The organism is Brevundimonas vesicularis (assembly GCF_044807075.1).
Lineage (GTDB): Bacteria > Pseudomonadota > Alphaproteobacteria > Caulobacterales > Caulobacteraceae > Brevundimonas > Brevundimonas vesicularis_G.
The window spans coordinates 2,169,090-2,183,980 of sequence record NZ_CP085234.1; the positions used below are offsets into that span (position 1 = coordinate 2,169,090).

General features: G+C 64.5%; 11 protein-coding genes and 1 tRNA gene. 11 read left to right on the top strand and 1 reads right to left on the bottom strand.

What is annotated here, in order from left to right; genetic code table 11:
- Positions 1-83: 83 nt before the first annotated feature.
- The 11 genes from LG306_RS10820 (at position 84) to LG306_RS10870 (ending at position 11,625) form a co-directional block, all read left to right on the top strand.
- Complete coding sequence (locus LG306_RS10820) at positions 84-608, top strand: ubiquinol-cytochrome C chaperone family protein (RefSeq protein ID WP_404414350.1); 525 nt, start codon at positions 84-86, stop codon at positions 606-608.
- Between the two features lie 5 nt (positions 609-613).
- Complete coding sequence (locus LG306_RS10825) at positions 614-1,132, top strand: DUF177 domain-containing protein (protein WP_137721607.1); 519 nt, start codon at positions 614-616, stop codon at positions 1,130-1,132.
- 139 nt (positions 1,133-1,271) lie between these two features.
- A complete protein-coding gene (gene plsX, locus LG306_RS10830) occupies positions 1,272-2,315 on the top strand; it encodes a phosphate acyltransferase PlsX (protein ID WP_404419709.1) in 1,044 nt (347 codons plus the stop codon).
- On the top strand, positions 2,312-3,289 hold the full coding sequence (locus tag LG306_RS10835) for a beta-ketoacyl-ACP synthase III (protein WP_404414352.1): 978 nt from the start codon (positions 2,312-2,314) through the stop codon (positions 3,287-3,289). The genes plsX and LG306_RS10835 overlap by 4 nt, the downstream gene beginning before the upstream one ends.
- Before the next feature lie 77 nt (positions 3,290-3,366).
- A complete protein-coding gene (locus tag LG306_RS10840; RefSeq protein WP_404414354.1) occupies positions 3,367-3,675 on the top strand; it encodes an integration host factor subunit alpha in 309 nt (102 codons plus the stop codon).
- A 5-nt stretch (positions 3,676-3,680) separates the two neighbouring features.
- Positions 3,681-4,088 (top strand): MerR family transcriptional regulator, encoded by a 408-nt coding sequence (locus tag LG306_RS10845; RefSeq protein ID WP_404414356.1) that lies wholly within the window; start codon positions 3,681-3,683, stop codon positions 4,086-4,088.
- 59 nt (positions 4,089-4,147) lie between these two features.
- Positions 4,148-4,224, top strand: a tRNA-Pro gene (locus LG306_RS10850).
- A gap of 661 nt (positions 4,225-4,885) precedes the next feature.
- Positions 4,886-6,409: a TolC family protein gene (locus LG306_RS10855; RefSeq protein WP_404414358.1), complete on the top strand. Its 1,524-nt coding sequence runs from the start codon at positions 4,886-4,888 to the stop codon at positions 6,407-6,409.
- Positions 6,406-7,467 carry an HlyD family secretion protein gene (locus LG306_RS10860; protein ID WP_240893508.1) on the top strand — a complete coding sequence of 354 codons (1,062 nt, stop codon included), beginning with the start codon at positions 6,406-6,408 and terminating at the stop codon, positions 7,465-7,467. The genes LG306_RS10855 and LG306_RS10860 overlap by 4 nt, the downstream gene beginning before the upstream one ends.
- Positions 7,452-9,752 carry an ABC transporter permease gene (locus LG306_RS10865; RefSeq protein ID WP_404414360.1) on the top strand — a complete coding sequence of 767 codons (2,301 nt, stop codon included), beginning with the start codon at positions 7,452-7,454 and terminating at the stop codon, positions 9,750-9,752. Before LG306_RS10860 ends, LG306_RS10865 begins: the two co-directional genes overlap by 16 nt.
- A 683-nt stretch (positions 9,753-10,435) precedes the next feature.
- Positions 10,436-11,625, top strand: a protein-coding gene (locus LG306_RS10870; RefSeq protein ID WP_165906610.1) for an IS3 family transposase whose coding sequence is annotated in 2 segments (ribosomal slippage) — positions 10,436-10,688 and positions 10,688-11,625 — 1,191 coding nt in all. Because the reading frame shifts where the segments join, the coding sequence is not laid out codon by codon here.
- A 10-nt stretch (positions 11,626-11,635) separates the two neighbouring features.
- Here LG306_RS10870 and LG306_RS10875 read toward each other — a convergent pair.
- The gene (locus tag LG306_RS10875) at positions 11,636-14,806 is read right to left on the bottom strand and encodes an error-prone DNA polymerase (RefSeq protein ID WP_404419711.1); all 3,171 of its coding nucleotides are present in this window, start codon (positions 14,804-14,806) and stop codon (positions 11,636-11,638) included.
- Between the last annotated feature and the right edge of the window lie 85 nt (positions 14,807-14,891).

Here is a 14,891-nt window from a genome sequence, read left to right on the forward strand (position 1 = left end):
GCCTGCGAGAGAACAAGGTCTTTGACCTAGACGGACCTGCGTCCTAGTTCAACGGCGCGGCGGAAAAGGGGCCGTTGGAACCCATGCTGAAAAACCTGTTCAAACCCCGACCCGGCGCCCGTATCGGCGACGAACTGTACGCCAAGGCGGTCAGCCAAGCCCGCAATCCGGCCTTTTACACGCGCTTGGGTGTCGCCGACCGCATCGACGCGCGATTCGAGCTCTACACCCTGCATGTGCTGTTGCTGGTGCTGCGGCTGCGCGATGAGAACACGGCTCAGGGCCAGGATGCGGCTCAGGCGGTCTTCGACGTCTATGTCTCGGCGCTGGATCACGTCCTGCGCGAAGAAGGCGTGGGAGACGTCGCCGTCGGCAAGAAGATGCGCAAGCTGGGCGAGGCCCTCTACGGCCGGATGAACGCCTATGAGCGGCCGTTGCGCGCTGGCGATGCGGCGGCTCTGGCCGAGGCGATGGCGAAGAATGTCTATGCGGATCCGCAAGCGCCCCATGCGGACACATTAGCGCGCTATGCGCTGACGACACGCGCGGCCTTGGCGGCGCAGGATTTCAACAAGGTGCTGGCGACGCCGGCCTGGGCGGAAGTTTGAAAGAGATGAGCGCGACGCTCCCCTACAGCGAAACAGTGCGGGTCAATCAGATCGGCGCGGGCCTGAGCCGCCGGCTGGAACCAGATGCCGAGACCCGCAAGCGAATCGCCCGCAGCCTGGATCTTCAGGGGCTGGACGATTTCGCCGTCGATCTGGAGATCAAGCCGACGCCGTCGACCAGCGAATGGACGATGAAGGGCAGGGTGACCGCACATGCGGTGCAGACATGCGGCCTGACGCTGGAACCCCTGCCGGTCGATGTGGATCGGCGTTTTTCCATTCAGCTTGTCGAAGCCAAGCCCGAGGAAACCGACGAGATCGAGGTCACGCTGGATGAAGAAGACGCCGACGTGATCGAGGACGGCAAGATCGACCTGGGCCAGTATGCTGTCGAGCAGTTGGTGCTGTCGCTTGATCCGTTCCCGCGCAAGCCGGGCGCGGAGTTCGTGCAACCTGAGGAGCCGACGGAGATTTCACCGTTCGCGGCTCTAAAGGCGCTCAAGGCCAAAGACGACCAAGGCTGAGGTTGACGTAGGGGCCGGGTGGTTGCATCCCCCGGCTTCGGCGCTATCGTCCAGCGCATCCTGCCAAGCGTCGCGCGACAAGACGACGCGGCTACGAGAGGTCCATTTGCCAGCCCCAGTTACGATCTCGCTTGACGCCATGGGCGGCGATCACGGGCCCTCCGTCGTCGTTCCAGGCATCCGCAGCTATGTCCGCACCCACGACGGCGAGGGGGTTCGCTTCCTGCTGCATGGCGACGAGGCCAAGATCGCGCCGGAACTGGCGCGTTGCGGGCTGGCGGCGGACATCTGCGAAATTCGTCACACCGACAAGGTCGTGGCCATGGACGAAAAGCCGGCCCAGGCCATGCGGCGCGGCAAGGGCTCCAGCCTGTGGAACGCCATCGAGGCGGTGAAGACGGGTCAGGCGGGCGGCGTCGTCTCGGCCGGCAACACCGGCGCCCTGATGGCGATCTCAAAACTGATTCTGCGCATGTCTGCGCCCGGGCTTGAGCGTCCGGCCATCGTCGCCAGCTGGCCCACCTTCAAGGGCCATACGGCGGTTCTGGACGTCGGCGCCAACATCGGCAGCGATGCGGAGCAGCTGGTCGAGTTCGCCATCATGGGCGAAGCCTTCCAGTCGGCCGTGCGCGGCATCGCCCGCCCAACCATCGGCCTGTTGAACGTCGGTTCGGAAGACATGAAGGGCAACGAACAGGTCAAGGAGGCGCACGCCATCCTGCGCGACGGGCCGTTCGACCTGAACTATCACGGCTTCGTTGAGGGCGACGATATCGCCAGGGGCACGGTGGACGTGGTCGTCACCGACGGATTCACCGGGAACATCGCGCTGAAGACCGCCGAAGGCACGGCGCGCTATATTTCGGCCCTGTTGAAAGAGGCCCTGACCTCGAACCTGCAATCCAAGCTGGGCGCCGTCATCGCCATGCCGGCGTTGAAGAAAATGCGCCAGAAGATCGATCCCAGCGCCATCAATGGTGGACCCCTGCTGGGTCTGAACGGCATCGTGGTGAAGAGCCATGGCGGCGCCGACGCCAAGGGGTTCGGCAATGCGATCCGCATCGCTGTCGATCTGGCCCGCAGCGACTATATGAGCAAGGTGGGGGACAACCTAGGCAAGCTGGACGCGGTGTTCGACCATGCCGCCAAGCCCGCCGCAGCCGTGGGAGAACCCCTCCAATGACCGTCACCCGCAGCGCCGTGACCGGCGTTGGCTCCTATCTGCCGGACGAGGTCGTCACCAACGCCGACCTGGCCAAGTTCGTCGACACCTCCGACGAATGGATCCAGGAGCGCACCGGCATCAAGCAGCGTCACAAGGCGCGCGACGACCAGCCGACCAGCGATCTGGCGGTCGAAGCTGCCAGGAAGGCGCTCGCCGACGCGGGCAAGGCGGCGTCAGACGTCGATCTGATTATCGTGGCCACCACCACGCCCGACATGACCTTCCCGGCGGTCGCGTCGATCGTCCAGGCCAAGCTGGGCGCGGGCGTCGGCATCGCTTTCGATGTACAAGCCGTCTGCTCCGGTTTCGTCTATGCGCTGAGCGTCGCCGACGGCTTCGTGGCGCGCGGTCTGTCGAAATGCGCTCTGGTGATCGGGGCCGAGGAGATGACGCGGCTGATGGACTGGACCGACCGGACCACCTGCGTCCTGTTCGGCGACGGGGCCGGCGCCGTGGTGCTGGAACCGCGCGAAGGGCAGGGGACGTCTGACGACCAGGGCATGCTGGGCTTCGCCTTGCGGGCCGACGGATCCAAGACCGATCTGCTCTATGTCGATGGCGGCCCGGCGACGACCGGCACCGTTGGCCATCTTCGCATGGCCGGAAACCAGGTCTTCCGCCATGCCGTCGTGAACATCGCAGAAGGCATCACCGCCGCCTGCGCCGCCGCCGACATCCAGATCGCGGATGTCGACTGGTTCGTGCCGCATCAGGCCAATCAGCGAATCATCAAAGGCGTCGGCGACCGGTTGGGTCTGGACGAGAACAAGGTGATCTCGACCGTGGCGATGCACGCCAACACCTCGGCGGCCTCGATCCCGCTGGCGCTGGATGCTGCGATCCAAGATGGGCGGATCAAGAAGGGCGATATGGTGCTGCTTGAAGCCATGGGCGGCGGCCTCACCTGGGGCGCGTGCGCGCTTCGGCTCTAATCGACATCGAGGCATTGATTTTTCGGGGGCTTTGCGCCCCTATGGATGCGAGCGGATCGCAGGACAGCGGGGATACAATGGCAGGCCAACAGACCGTGACGCGCGCCGACTTGTGCGAAGCCGTGCATGAAGAGGTCGGCCTGTCGCGTCATGAATGCTCCAGCTTGGTCGAGCGCACCCTGGAACTGATTGTCGAATCGCTGGAACGCGGCGAGACGGTGAAACTGTCCGGCTTCGGCGTTTTCCAGGTGCGTGAGAAGCGCGCGCGGATGGGCCGCAATCCCAAGACGGGCGAACCGGCGGCGATCAATCCGCGCCGGGTCATCAGCTTCCGCGCTTCGCAAATCATGAAAAGCCGGGTCCACGACGCCGTCGTCGAGGCCTGATCGCGGTGGCCAAGAGCGCCGACGCCTTCCGAACCATTTCCGAAGCGGCCGAAGAGGTCGGCGCGCCCCAGCATGTCCTGCGGTTCTGGGAAACGAAGTTCGATTTCGTCACGCCTGTGAAACGGGCCGGCGGTCGGCGGTTCTACCGGCCTCAGGACATCGCGGTGCTGAAGGCGGTCAAACGTCTGCTGCACGATGACGGGCTGACGATTCGCGGCGTCCAGCGCCTGCACAAGGAACAGGGGCTGAAAAAGCTGATCGGCGCGGAGGCCGCCGCGCTGATCGACGACGGCGATGTCACGATCTCTGCGGCGACTTCCGATGTCACGCAGGCCGAAACCTCGAAATTGCATCGGGTTCTGGCTGATCTCGAGCAGGCCAAAGCGCGTCTGGACGCCGTTCTTTCACGGTAGGTGGAAAAGTCGTTTTAGCGTTTGCGGACAGCGGTCCCCCCGTCTATAGGGAGCGCCTTCGGAGCGTGGCGCAGCCTGGTAGCGCACTTGACTGGGGGTCAAGGGGTCGCAGGTTCGAATCCTGTCGCTCCGACCATTTCCTGTAAGGAAATTGGTCAGTTGAAGGGGTCGTCTTCGGACGGCCCCTTTGCAATTTGGCACTGTTGTCACACTTGTTGTCACAGCTTGGCATCGTCGAGCCGGGCCTGTTCATCGGCGATGATAGGCACGCGCATCGTAGTCATGAGCCTTTAAACTGCAGACGCAGCCGTGAGGCTGATGACAGAACTCGACGTAGGCTACGATAGATCTTCATCTGGGCTTACCGCTGCGTCTCGACGTTGGTGCACTCAGCTGCCTTCCCGGGGGAGATGAGCCCCCGACGCGATGAATGAGTGGGTCGAGGATACTGCAAAGGTCTCCTAGTCTATGGATACTCCGCCAACCCTACCCCGGCAGGGAGCCACAGGGCAGTCAAGTAGCTTCTGGGGATGACCGAATGCGCCGCGATACTGACTGGCGCGATCGCCGCTCACTTCATCGTTTTCGCGCCCATGACTTTCAACAGTGCCGCGGTAGAGGGCGCTCCTGACTCCAAGGCGAACTAAGGGATGTCAGCTTCTAGCCAATTAACTTTCAACGGCGTCCGCTCGATAACGAGGATAGGGCTGGACCTTTGGCCGATTTCGCAACGCCAGTTGCTGGACGTAACGGCCGCGCTTGAGTTAGTTGGTCGTTCGTGAAGGCGGGGTGAAACGATGCGTGCAGCTTGGATCGGCTGGGTTGCTGTGGGCATTTTGGCCGGATCAGCGCCGAACGCCCTTGCGGCGGTCTCCCAAGTTCAGGCCGCACCCCAAGAGGCGGCCCAAGGCGACGCTACAGTCGCTCTGACCTATGCGGCCGCTCAGCAACGTATTCGCTCCAACTCCAGTCTCGGTCGCGCTGCGGGCTATGGGATGCAGGCCGCCAAGGCCCAGGCGGATGTGGCTGCCGGGCTGAATCGGCCGACCGTAGCGCTCGATGCTCAGTTGATCCGTTATCGCAAGACATTCGATCTCTCGCTGGGCGACACGCTGGACCGCGCACAGGCCGAGCTCGGCGCCGCCATTCCTGGGCTCATCGCGGATTTGCCCGGTGTGCCGGGTGACGTGTTGCAGAGTGTCGGCCAGCGGCTGGAAGCGGCGCTTCCCGAAATTTTCGCCGCCTTGCCGCAAGACGTCCGATTGCAGGTCGACGACACGACCTTTCGCCCCACGGTGACCGCGCTTCAACCGATCTACACCGGCGGCGCGATTCCAGCTCTCCGGCGAGCGGCGGCGGCCAATGTGGAGCTGGCGCAGGCGAAGCAGCAGGAAGCGGTCAGTCTGGAGGACGTCAATCTGGCGCGGGCGTACTTTGGCCAGGTGCTGGCCGCCGAAGCGCTGAAGATCGCACGCGAGACCCGTGACGGCTTCGATCTGCATTTGCGCAACGCTCGACTGTTGGAATCGCAAGGCGTGCTCAGCCACGCCCAGACGCTTCAGGTCGAAGTCGCCCGCGATGCGGCTCAGCGGCAGGTCAACAGGGCCGAACTGGAGCACGACAACGCCGTGGCGTCCCTCGCCAGGATTGTTGACACCAATGGCACCGTCGTTCCGACCACGCCCCTGTTCGTAAACCGTGACCCAATCGGTCCAGCCGGCGTGTTTCTTGACCAGGCAAGCCAGGCGAACGCTCGCCTTGCGCAGGCTCAAGCCGGGCGCGATCTGGCCGAGGCGGGCGCCGATCTCGCGGCGTCACGAATGAAGCCGTCCGTCTATGCATTCGGAACCTACAACCTGAACCCAGACGACGCTCTGCCGACCGAGCCGGATTGGGCGGTTGGGATCGGCGCCCGTTACACTCTGATTTCGACGGTGGATCGACGACGCATGCTGGGCGCAGCGCGCGCTCAGGCCTCGGCTGCTGCGGAGGTGGAACGACAGGCCCGAGACGACGCCCGATTGCTGGTCACGCGAGCGTATAATCAGGGGGAGTTGGCGCGTCGTCAGTTTCTGAGCATGGACAGCAGCCTAGAGGCCGCCAGCGAGAATCTTAGAGTTCAGGAGGTTGGGTTCCGTGAAGGCGAGGCCACAGCCGCCTCGGTCGTGGACGCCCGCAATCTTCTGGGGGCCGCGCGTTTGCAACGCGCAGCAGCAGCTTACGAATATGATCTCAGCCTGGCCGCCTTGCTGGCGGCGTCGGGAAGCGATCTGACCTTGAACGACTATCTGCAACGCGAAGACCGGATAAGCGCGCCATGAGCGAGACGCCTCCCTTTGCCGATGCCCCGACAAACGGTGCGCCGACGATCGCGGCCAGTCGTACGTCTGCACGGCGACGTATTCTGCCTGTGATCGTGGGCGTCGGCCTCGTACTGCTGATCGGTTTCATCGTCGTGGGCCTCTTCCTGGCGGCCCGTCCTGCCAAGGATCAGGTTCAGGGCATGGTTGAGGCGGAGACCTTTACCGTTGCGACCAAGGTGCCCAGCCGCGTGGAGCGCTTCCTGGCGTCAGAGGGCGATCAAGTGAAGGCAGGTCAAGAGCTGGCTCTGATGAGCAGCCCGGAGGTTGCAGCAAAGGAGGCTCAGGCCCGGGCCTTGCTTCAGTCGAGTGAGGCCATTCAGTCGATGAGCCGCGAAGGCGCTCGCCGCGAGGATGTGCAGTCGGTCGAGTCCGTCTGGCGCGCCGCCCAGGCGACGGCTCGTTTGGCGGACCAGACTGCGCGGCGGGCGGAGAACCTGTTCGCCGAAGGCGTGATTTCCGCTCAACGCCGTGACGAAGCCGTGGCCGCTCGCGCTGCTACAGCCTCGCAGTCTGAAGCCGCTCGTCAGCAGTATCTGAAGGCGTTGGCAGGGACACGGCCGCAGGAAAAATCCGTTGCCGACGCCAATGTGCAAGGCGCGCAGGCCGCCGTCGCCGAGGTCCAAAGCCTCCAGGGTGAGACACGACTGCTTGCGCCAAACGATGGCGAGGTTGCGGAGCGTTTTGCCAATGTCGGCGAGCTCGTGCTCACGGGCGTGCCAGTCTTCACAATCGTGGACATCGGCGACCCGTGGGTTACCTTCAGTGTGCGCGAGGATCAGTTTCGCGATCTGAAAATCGGCGCGATCGTGCGTGGCGACGTGCCCGCACTCGGCCTCGCTGACGTCGCCTTCCGGATCACCGGCATCAATCCTCAGGGCGAGTTCGCCACCTGGCGCTCAACCCGGCAGTCCAGCGGCTATGACGTGCGAAGCTTTCAGGTCAAGGCCAAGCCTGTTCGACCTGTCAGCGGCCTGAGGCCTGGTATGAGCGTGCTGTTCGATTGGTCCGCACGGTGAGACGCCTCGCGGCCGTCTTCGTATCGGCCGTTCGGGACGAGGCGCGCGTCCTGGTGACCCGACGGTGGGACGCGTTCGTTGCTTTTGGCCTGCCGCTGATCCTGCTGATGGTCATCGCGGCGATGCTGGCCCCTGGAGTGATCCGTCAGGCCCCGGTCGCCGTGGTCGATCAAGACAATTCCGCCTTCAGCCGCGCCGCAATTCGCAACATGGAGGCGAGCGCCGGTGTTCGCGTGACCCATGCTCCGGCGACGATGACGGAGGCCATGGCCTTGATGCGACGGGGCGAGATTTACAGCGTCGCTCATTTTCCAGCAGATTTTTCTGACGGGGCGTTTCGTCGGCCGGAACAGGTGACCGTGTCGTTCAATGGCGCCTTCCAGACGGTCGGCGCCTTGTCGGCCTTGGGGCAGAGCGCGGCCATCGCATCAGCGGCCGGCCAGCAGTTGCAAGAACGCGCGCGCCAGAGAGGATTGCCCGAAACCGCATTGCAACTCCCCGCTGTCCAGGTGTCGATCGTCGGCAATCCGCAGCTCAGCTTCGAGCTTTTTCTCGGCGGACTTCTGGCGCCGGGGGTCCTTCATCTGCTGGCGGCTTGTTCCGCGGTGTTGGCGGTTGGTCGGCAAATGCAGGGTGGCTCTTTCAAGCACTTCGAGGCCGAGACGAGCGGCTTCACGACAACAGCTCTGATCGGGCGACTCATTCCGCACTTCGTGGTCTTCAGCCTGTGGGGGTTGGCCTGGATCGCCTGGCTCAGCGGCGTCCGGGGCTGGGGTGTAGCAGGCTCTCTTCCTTTGCTGATCCTTGGCATGCTCGCCTTGATGGCGGTGAGCGTTGTCTTGTCGGCTTTTCTGGTCGCCGCGCTTGGCGAGGTGGATATGGCGTTCTCGGCCACCGCCATCTATTCGGGTGCGGCCATCGCCTTTTCCAACGGCACTCTCCCGCTGGACCATGGGCCGCGCTTCGCTCGGATCTGGAGCGATATTCTTCCCTATACGCACTATCTACGGCTGCAGACGGGCCAGCTGGTCGCGGGTGCGACTTCCGCATCGGCATGGCGAGACTTGATGATTCTGAGCGGCGTCACCGTGCTCGGTCTGATCGTTTCGGCGCTTTTCATCCGGGTACGAGCGCGTCTTGTCCCCAAGCCGGAGAATTTGAACTTTCCGCTCCCGCAACAGGGCGTTATCGCCGCCTTCGCCGCGACGTTCCGGAACCTGCCGCGTGCGCGGCCGGTCAGCAGTCTGCTGATCCTGGCCGTCGTCCTTTACGCCTTTTACTATCCGGCCGCCTATGCCGGACAGGCCGCGACGGGACTGCCCATCGCCATAGCGACACCGACGCAGACAGCGCTGACGCGCACTCTTGTCGAAGACCTGAATGCGTCGCGCGAGATCGAGGTCGCCGCCGTGATTTCATCCCCTGCTGAGGGCTTTGAACTGATGCGGCGCGGCGTGGTCGACGGGGTCGTCGTCCTGCCTCAGCGTTTTGAGGCCGATCTGCTCAGGGGGGCGCCGACGGGCGTGGCCATCTGGCTGAACGGCGGCTATCTGGTTCGTGTCACGGCTGTCGGCAGAGCCGTCGCCGCCGCAACAGCGCAGGTCGCCGAGGCGCAGTTGAAAGGGCTGCCTGATATCGCCCGCGCCGTCAGATTGGCGCCGACTCTGAAGCAGGTTTCCCTCTTCAACCCGACGGAGGGCTACGGCGGTTACGCCGTGCCGGCGGTTAGTTTGATCATCTTGCAGCAGACGCTATTGCTGGGAGCCGGCGTGATCACAGCCGTGCGTCGAGAAACCGGCGCACCTAGGCTGAAACGCAGCGCGCGCCTGGGTCTGTGGCTGGCGCTTACGGCGATTGGGACAGCATCCAGCCTCTTCTATTTCGGTTTCGTGTTCTGGTTTCAGGACTATCCCCGCGCCGGCAACCTGATCGGCGTTCTACTGCTGGCGCCCATTTTTTCAGCGGCGGTCGCCGCTGTGGGTCTGCTTCTAGGCGCGCTTTTCGATCGCCATGAGCGGGTCTTGCAGGTTCTGGTCGGCACTTCCGCACCTTTGTTCTTCCTGTCCGGCGCTGCGTGGCCGCATTTCATGATGCCTGAAGGCCTCGTCTGGCTCGCGCATCTTTCACCGTCCACCGCTGCCGTTCAGGCCTTTGTTCGCCTGAACGCCATGGGCGCCAGCCTTTCAGAAGTCTCAGGTTTGGCAGCCATTTTGACAGGCCTCGCTGTTATCTATGGCGGGGTCTGGGTCGTGTGTGGAACATTCCGTTCTGACCTGCGTCGATGACGTCAGGCGCCAACAAATCCGTTAGCTCGGGAGGAACAAAAAACTCTATCTCGACATTGAAATGGATGGCGACACTGCGGATGTCGGATCGTATGGCGTTTTGGCTGACATTCGCACTATCCATCGAAGGTGAACTGTTCAAACATCGGCGACGGGCCTAGATCAGAACTCAATGAACAATCAGTAACCAGGCCCACGCCGAGCTTCTATGTCGCGTTCTTGTAAAGCCGCCAATGTCCGCTTCTGGCGCCTTGCCGACACGAGAGGACAGGGCGCTTCGCACCAAAGCGGCATTAAGATGTGGAAAGAGCGCGACGCCTTTTCGGGAAGACTCAAAACCTATTCGCTCACGGTCTCCTGGTTCATCCTCTAGGTGGCTATGGCTTCCTGACCCAAGCCTGGCCCTGTGGCTGTGTCGAACAGTTTCGCCCTGATCATGGCGGCAGGGGTTCTGATTATGAAATGGCGGTCTCGAGACGGCGATCCGGACCAGCCTTAGGCCGCGCAGGCCGACTACCGAAAGTCCCGCGCCTTCGGCTTGATCGTGTCGAGATGAAGATCGGGAATGTAGATGTCCCGAACCTTGATCGCGCGAGGGGGCGCGTCTCGCGCATCGGGCGTGACGTGACCCCCTGAAACTCCTCCAGGAATAGCTAGAGTCCGCCCAACGAAGGACGGACAGAATGAAGCGATCGAGGTTCACGGAAGAGCAGATCATCGGGATCCTGCGGGAGCAGGAGGCCGGTGTAGCGACGGCGGAGGTGTGCCGACGCCACGGGGTCAGCTCGGCGACCTTTTACAAATGGAAGGCCAAGTTTGGCGGGCTCGACGTGTCGGAGGCTCGGCGGCTCAAGGCGCTCGAGGATGAGAACGCCCGGCTGAAGCGGATGCTGGCGGACGCGATGCTGGACAACGTGGCCCTGAAGGACCTGCTGGGAAAAAAGTGGTGACGCCCGCCGGCTATCGCGAGGCGGCTGGCCATCTGCAGGCCGCCTACGAGATGAGCGAAAGGCGGGCGTGCCGTGTTCTGGGCGTCGATCGGACGAGCGTGCGCTATCAGGCGACGCGCCCGGACGACGGCGCTCTGCGCGACCGGCTGAAGGCCCTGGCCCAGGAACGTCGACGGTTCGGCTATCGTCGCCTGCACGTGCTGCTGCGGCGCGAGGGCCATGCGGTCAACAGGAAACGGGTCCAGCGGATCTATCGCGACGAGCAACTGACGGTGCGCCGGCGCGGCGGCCGGAAGCGAGCGATGGGCACGCGGCGACCGCTGGACCTGCCGCTGGCGCCCAACCAGCGCTGGTCGCTGGACTTCGTCGCAGACCAGCTGACGGACGGGCGGCGCTTCCGCATCCTGACGGTGATCGATAACTGTACGCGCGAGTGCCTGGCGCTGGTGGCCGACACCTCGCTGTCGGGCGCGCGGGTCGTGCGGGAGTTGGACGCCGTCATCCGGCAGCGAGGGCGGCCCGACACCATCGTCAGCGACAACGGCACGGAGTACACCTCGAACGCGGTCCTGGCCTGGGCCGACGACACCGGCGTCGGCTGGCACTACATCGCGCCGGGCAAGCCCCAGCAGAACGGCTTCAACGAAAGCTTCAACGGGCGGCTGCGTGACGAGCTGCTGAACGAGACGCTGTTCCGCTCGCTGCCGCACGCTCGCGCCGTGCTGGAGGCGTGGCGACGCGATTACAACGAGCAGCGTCCGCACTCGAAGCTCGGGTGGCTGACGCCGCAGGCTTATGCAGAAGCGCTCACCGGACACATCGGCCGGCCTGCTGCGCTGGTTGATGGCTGCGCAGACCGGCCTCTTGCCAACCCAGCCGATCACAGCTCAGATCAACCTAGGACTCTCGTTATGGCTGGATGAGAAACGGGGGTCACGTCAGGGTCACGTCAGGCGACCCGCCGCGATGGAATTCGTCGCCGCGCCCGTGGCGCAGGGGGAAGGCCTCGCCCCGATCCCCGACCGCGGCGAGCAGGGCGGACCCGTCGTGAAGTTGGGTCGCGACGATGTGGACGACGTCGCCCTCACGCTGAACCTTGCCGTCGACGACGAGCATGGAGGCCGACAGCACGATGCGGCGCTGCCGTTCGTAGAGGCTCGGCCAGATCACCAGATTGGCCACGCCGGTCTCGTCCTCGATGGTGATGAACATGACCCCCTTGGCGCTGCCGGGCTTCTGACGGACCAGCACGAGGCCTGCCACGCGCGTCAGCCGGCCGTCGCGCATGGCGGTCCCGTCGGCGCAGGTCATGACGTGGCGTGACTGCAGATCGCCGCGCAGGAAGCTCAGCGGATGGTCGCGCAGGGTCAGGCCGATGTGGCTGTAGTCCTCGACCACTTCCCGTCCGGGCGTCATCGGCTTCAGGCCCGGATCGGGTTCCGAGATTTCGGGTTGCGGGTCGCGGGCGTCGGCGGCGGCGAAGAGGGGCAGAGGCTCGTCGCGCAGACCCTTGATGGCCCACAGCGCGTCGCGGCGGTCGAGGTCGAGCGCCGGGCGGAAGGCGTCCGCCTCCGCCAGGCGGACAAGGCTGGCGACTTGGGCGCCGGCGCGTCGCCACAGGTCATCGACCGAGCGGAAGGTGCCGTCCGTCCGCGCCGCCAGGAGGCGGGCGGCGTCGCCGTTCACCAGGCCGCGGACCATGCGAAGGCCCAGGCGGACGGCCAAGCGACTATCGTCGCCCGCCGGCTCCAGGGTGCAGTCCCAGCGGCTGGCGTTGACGCAGACAGGCCGTATCTCGACGCCGTGCTGTTGGGCGTCACGGACGATCTGCGCCGGGGCATAGAAGCCCATGGGCTGGGCGTTCAGCAGCGCGGCGCAGAAGACATCCGGGTGATGGCATTTGAGCCAGGAGGATGCATAGGCGATCAGGGCGAAGGAGGCCGCGTGGCTTTCCGGAAAGCCGTAGGAGCCGAAGCCCTCAAGCTGGCTGAAGGTCTTCTCGGCGAAGGAGGCGTCGTAGCCACGCTCAACCATGCCGCTGATCAGCTTTTCCTTGAAATGGCTGACCCCGCCGGTGAACTTGAAGGTCGCCATGGCCCGGCGAAGCTGATCAGCTTCCGAAGCGGTGAAGCCGGCGCATTCGATCGCGACCCGCATCGCCTGTTCCTGGAACAGGGGCACGCCCAGGGTCTTGCCCAGCACCTTCTCCAGCTCGGGCTTGGGATAGACGACGTCCTCCTTGCCCTCTCTGCGGCGCAGATAGGGATGGACCATGTCGCCCTGGATCGGCCCGGGACGGACGATGGCGACCTCGATGACCAGGTCGTAGAAGGTGCGGGGCTTGATGCGCGGGAGCATGGCCATCTGGGCCCGGCTCTCGATCTGGAAGACCCCGAGCGTGTCGGCCTTGCGGATCATCGCATAGGTCTTGGGGTCTTCGGCCGGAATGGTGGCGAGGTCCAGCGCGATTCCCTTGTGCTCGGCCAGGAGGTCGAAGCCACGCTTCATGCAGCTGAGCATGCCGAGCGCCAGCACATCGACCTTCATGAACTTCAGGACGTCGATGTCGTCCTTGTCCCATTCAATGACCTGGCGGTCTTTCATCGCCGCCGGCTCGATCGGGACCAGGTCGTCCAGGCGGTCGTGGGTCAGGACAAAGCCGCCGGGGTGCTGGCTGAGGTGGCGCGGGGCGCCGATCAGCTGGCGCGACAGCTCCAGCGCCAGGCGAAGCCGCCGATCCTCCAGATTGAGGTTCAGGTCCGCGACATGTTTGTCCTCGACGCCCTCGCTGGAATAGCTCCAGACCTGGGACGACAGGGTCTTGATCAGGTCCTCGCTGAGGCCCAGCGCCTTACCGACATCGCGCAGGGCGCCGCGCGAACGATAGCGAGTGACGACCGAACACAGGGCCGCATGGTTGCGGCCGTAGGTCTCGAAGATCCACTGCATGACGATCTCGCGCCGCTCGTGCTCGAAATCGACATCGATGTCCGGCGGCTCGCGGCGCTCCTGGCTGACGAAGCGCTCGAACAGCAGATCATTGCGGCCCGGGTCGATCGAAGTGATGCCCAAGACGTAACAGACGGCGGAGTTGGCGGCCGAGCCGCGTCCCTGGCACAGGATGTCCTGGCTGCGGGCGAACCGGACGATCGAATGGACCGTCAGGAAATAGGGGGCGTAGTCGAGCTGGCCGATCAGATCGAGTTCGTGCCGAAGGGTCTTGCGCACTTTGTCCGGCAGCCCTTCCGGATAGCGGTCGGCGGCTCCGGCCCAGGTCAGCTGTTCCAGCGTCTGCTGCGGGGTCATGCCCGGCGTCGAGACCTCGTCGGGGTATTGATAGGCCAGCTCGTCCAGCGAGAACCGACAGCGGTCGGCGATCTCGCCCGAGCGGGCAAGCGCCTCGGGATAGGCCTTGAACAGGCGGTGCATCTCGTGGGGCGGCTTCAGATAGCGATCCGCATGGCGTTCGCGCCGGAAACCCAGTTCGTCGATCGTACAGGCGTGCCGGACGCAGGTGACCACATCCTGCAGCAGGCGTTGGTCCGGGTGGTGGAAGAGGACGTCATTGGTCACGACGGCCGGCACGCCCGCCTGGACGGCGAGGCTCGACAGGTCGTGCAGCCGCAGCGCATCGCCGGGGCGTCGTCGCAGCGTCAGGGCGAGATAGGCGCCCGCGGGAAAGGTCGCCTTCAGCCGTCGCAGATTGGCGGCGCAGGCTTCGTCCGCCTCGTCAGGAACCAGGATGGCGATCAGGCCCTCCGACCAGTCCTTCAGGTCCGACCAGTCGAGATGGCATCTGGCCTTGCCGGCGCGGCGCTTGCCCAGAGAGAGCAGGCGCGTCAGTCGGGAATAGGCCGGCCGGTCGGTCGGATAGACGAGCACCCCCGTCCCATCGATCAGATCAAGCCGGCAGCCGACGATCAACCGCACGCCGGAGGCCTTGGCCGCCTCATGGGCGCGCACGATCCCGGCCAGGGAGTTGCGATCGACGATGGCCAGGGCCTTGAGCCCGAACAGCCGCGCCTGTTCGAACAGCCGCTCGCAACTGCTGGCGCCGCGCAGGAAGGAGAAGTGCGAAGTGGCTTGAAGCTCGACGTAGGACATCAGGATTGAGCAGGGGTTTGGTCTTCCGGACAGCACCCGGGCGAACCCGTTGGCAAGCGTCGCCTTGGACAAATGTTTTCTTTTT

Excerpts from the sequence above, each read along its gene's own strand:
- LG306_RS10820 (WP_404414350.1), top strand. The coding sequence starts at position 84 with ATGCTGAAAAACCTGTTCAAACCCCGACCCGGCGCCCGTATCGGCGAC.
- LG306_RS10825 (WP_137721607.1), top strand. The coding sequence starts at position 614 with ATGAGCGCGACGCTCCCCTACAGCGAAACAGTGCGGGTCAATCAGATC.
- plsX (WP_404419709.1), top strand. The coding sequence starts at position 1,272 with ATGGGCGGCGATCACGGGCCCTCCGTCGTCGTTCCAGGCATCCGCAGC.
- LG306_RS10835 (WP_404414352.1), top strand. The coding sequence starts at position 2,312 with ATGACCGTCACCCGCAGCGCCGTGACCGGCGTTGGCTCCTATCTGCCG.
- LG306_RS10840 (WP_404414354.1), top strand. The coding sequence starts at position 3,367 with ATGGCAGGCCAACAGACCGTGACGCGCGCCGACTTGTGCGAAGCCGTG.
- LG306_RS10855 (WP_404414358.1), top strand. The coding sequence starts at position 4,886 with ATGCGTGCAGCTTGGATCGGCTGGGTTGCTGTGGGCATTTTGGCCGGA.
- LG306_RS10860 (WP_240893508.1), top strand. The coding sequence starts at position 6,406 with ATGAGCGAGACGCCTCCCTTTGCCGATGCCCCGACAAACGGTGCGCCG.
- LG306_RS10875 (WP_404419711.1), bottom strand. The coding sequence starts at position 14,806 with ATGTCCTACGTCGAGCTTCAAGCCACTTCGCACTTCTCCTTCCTGCGC.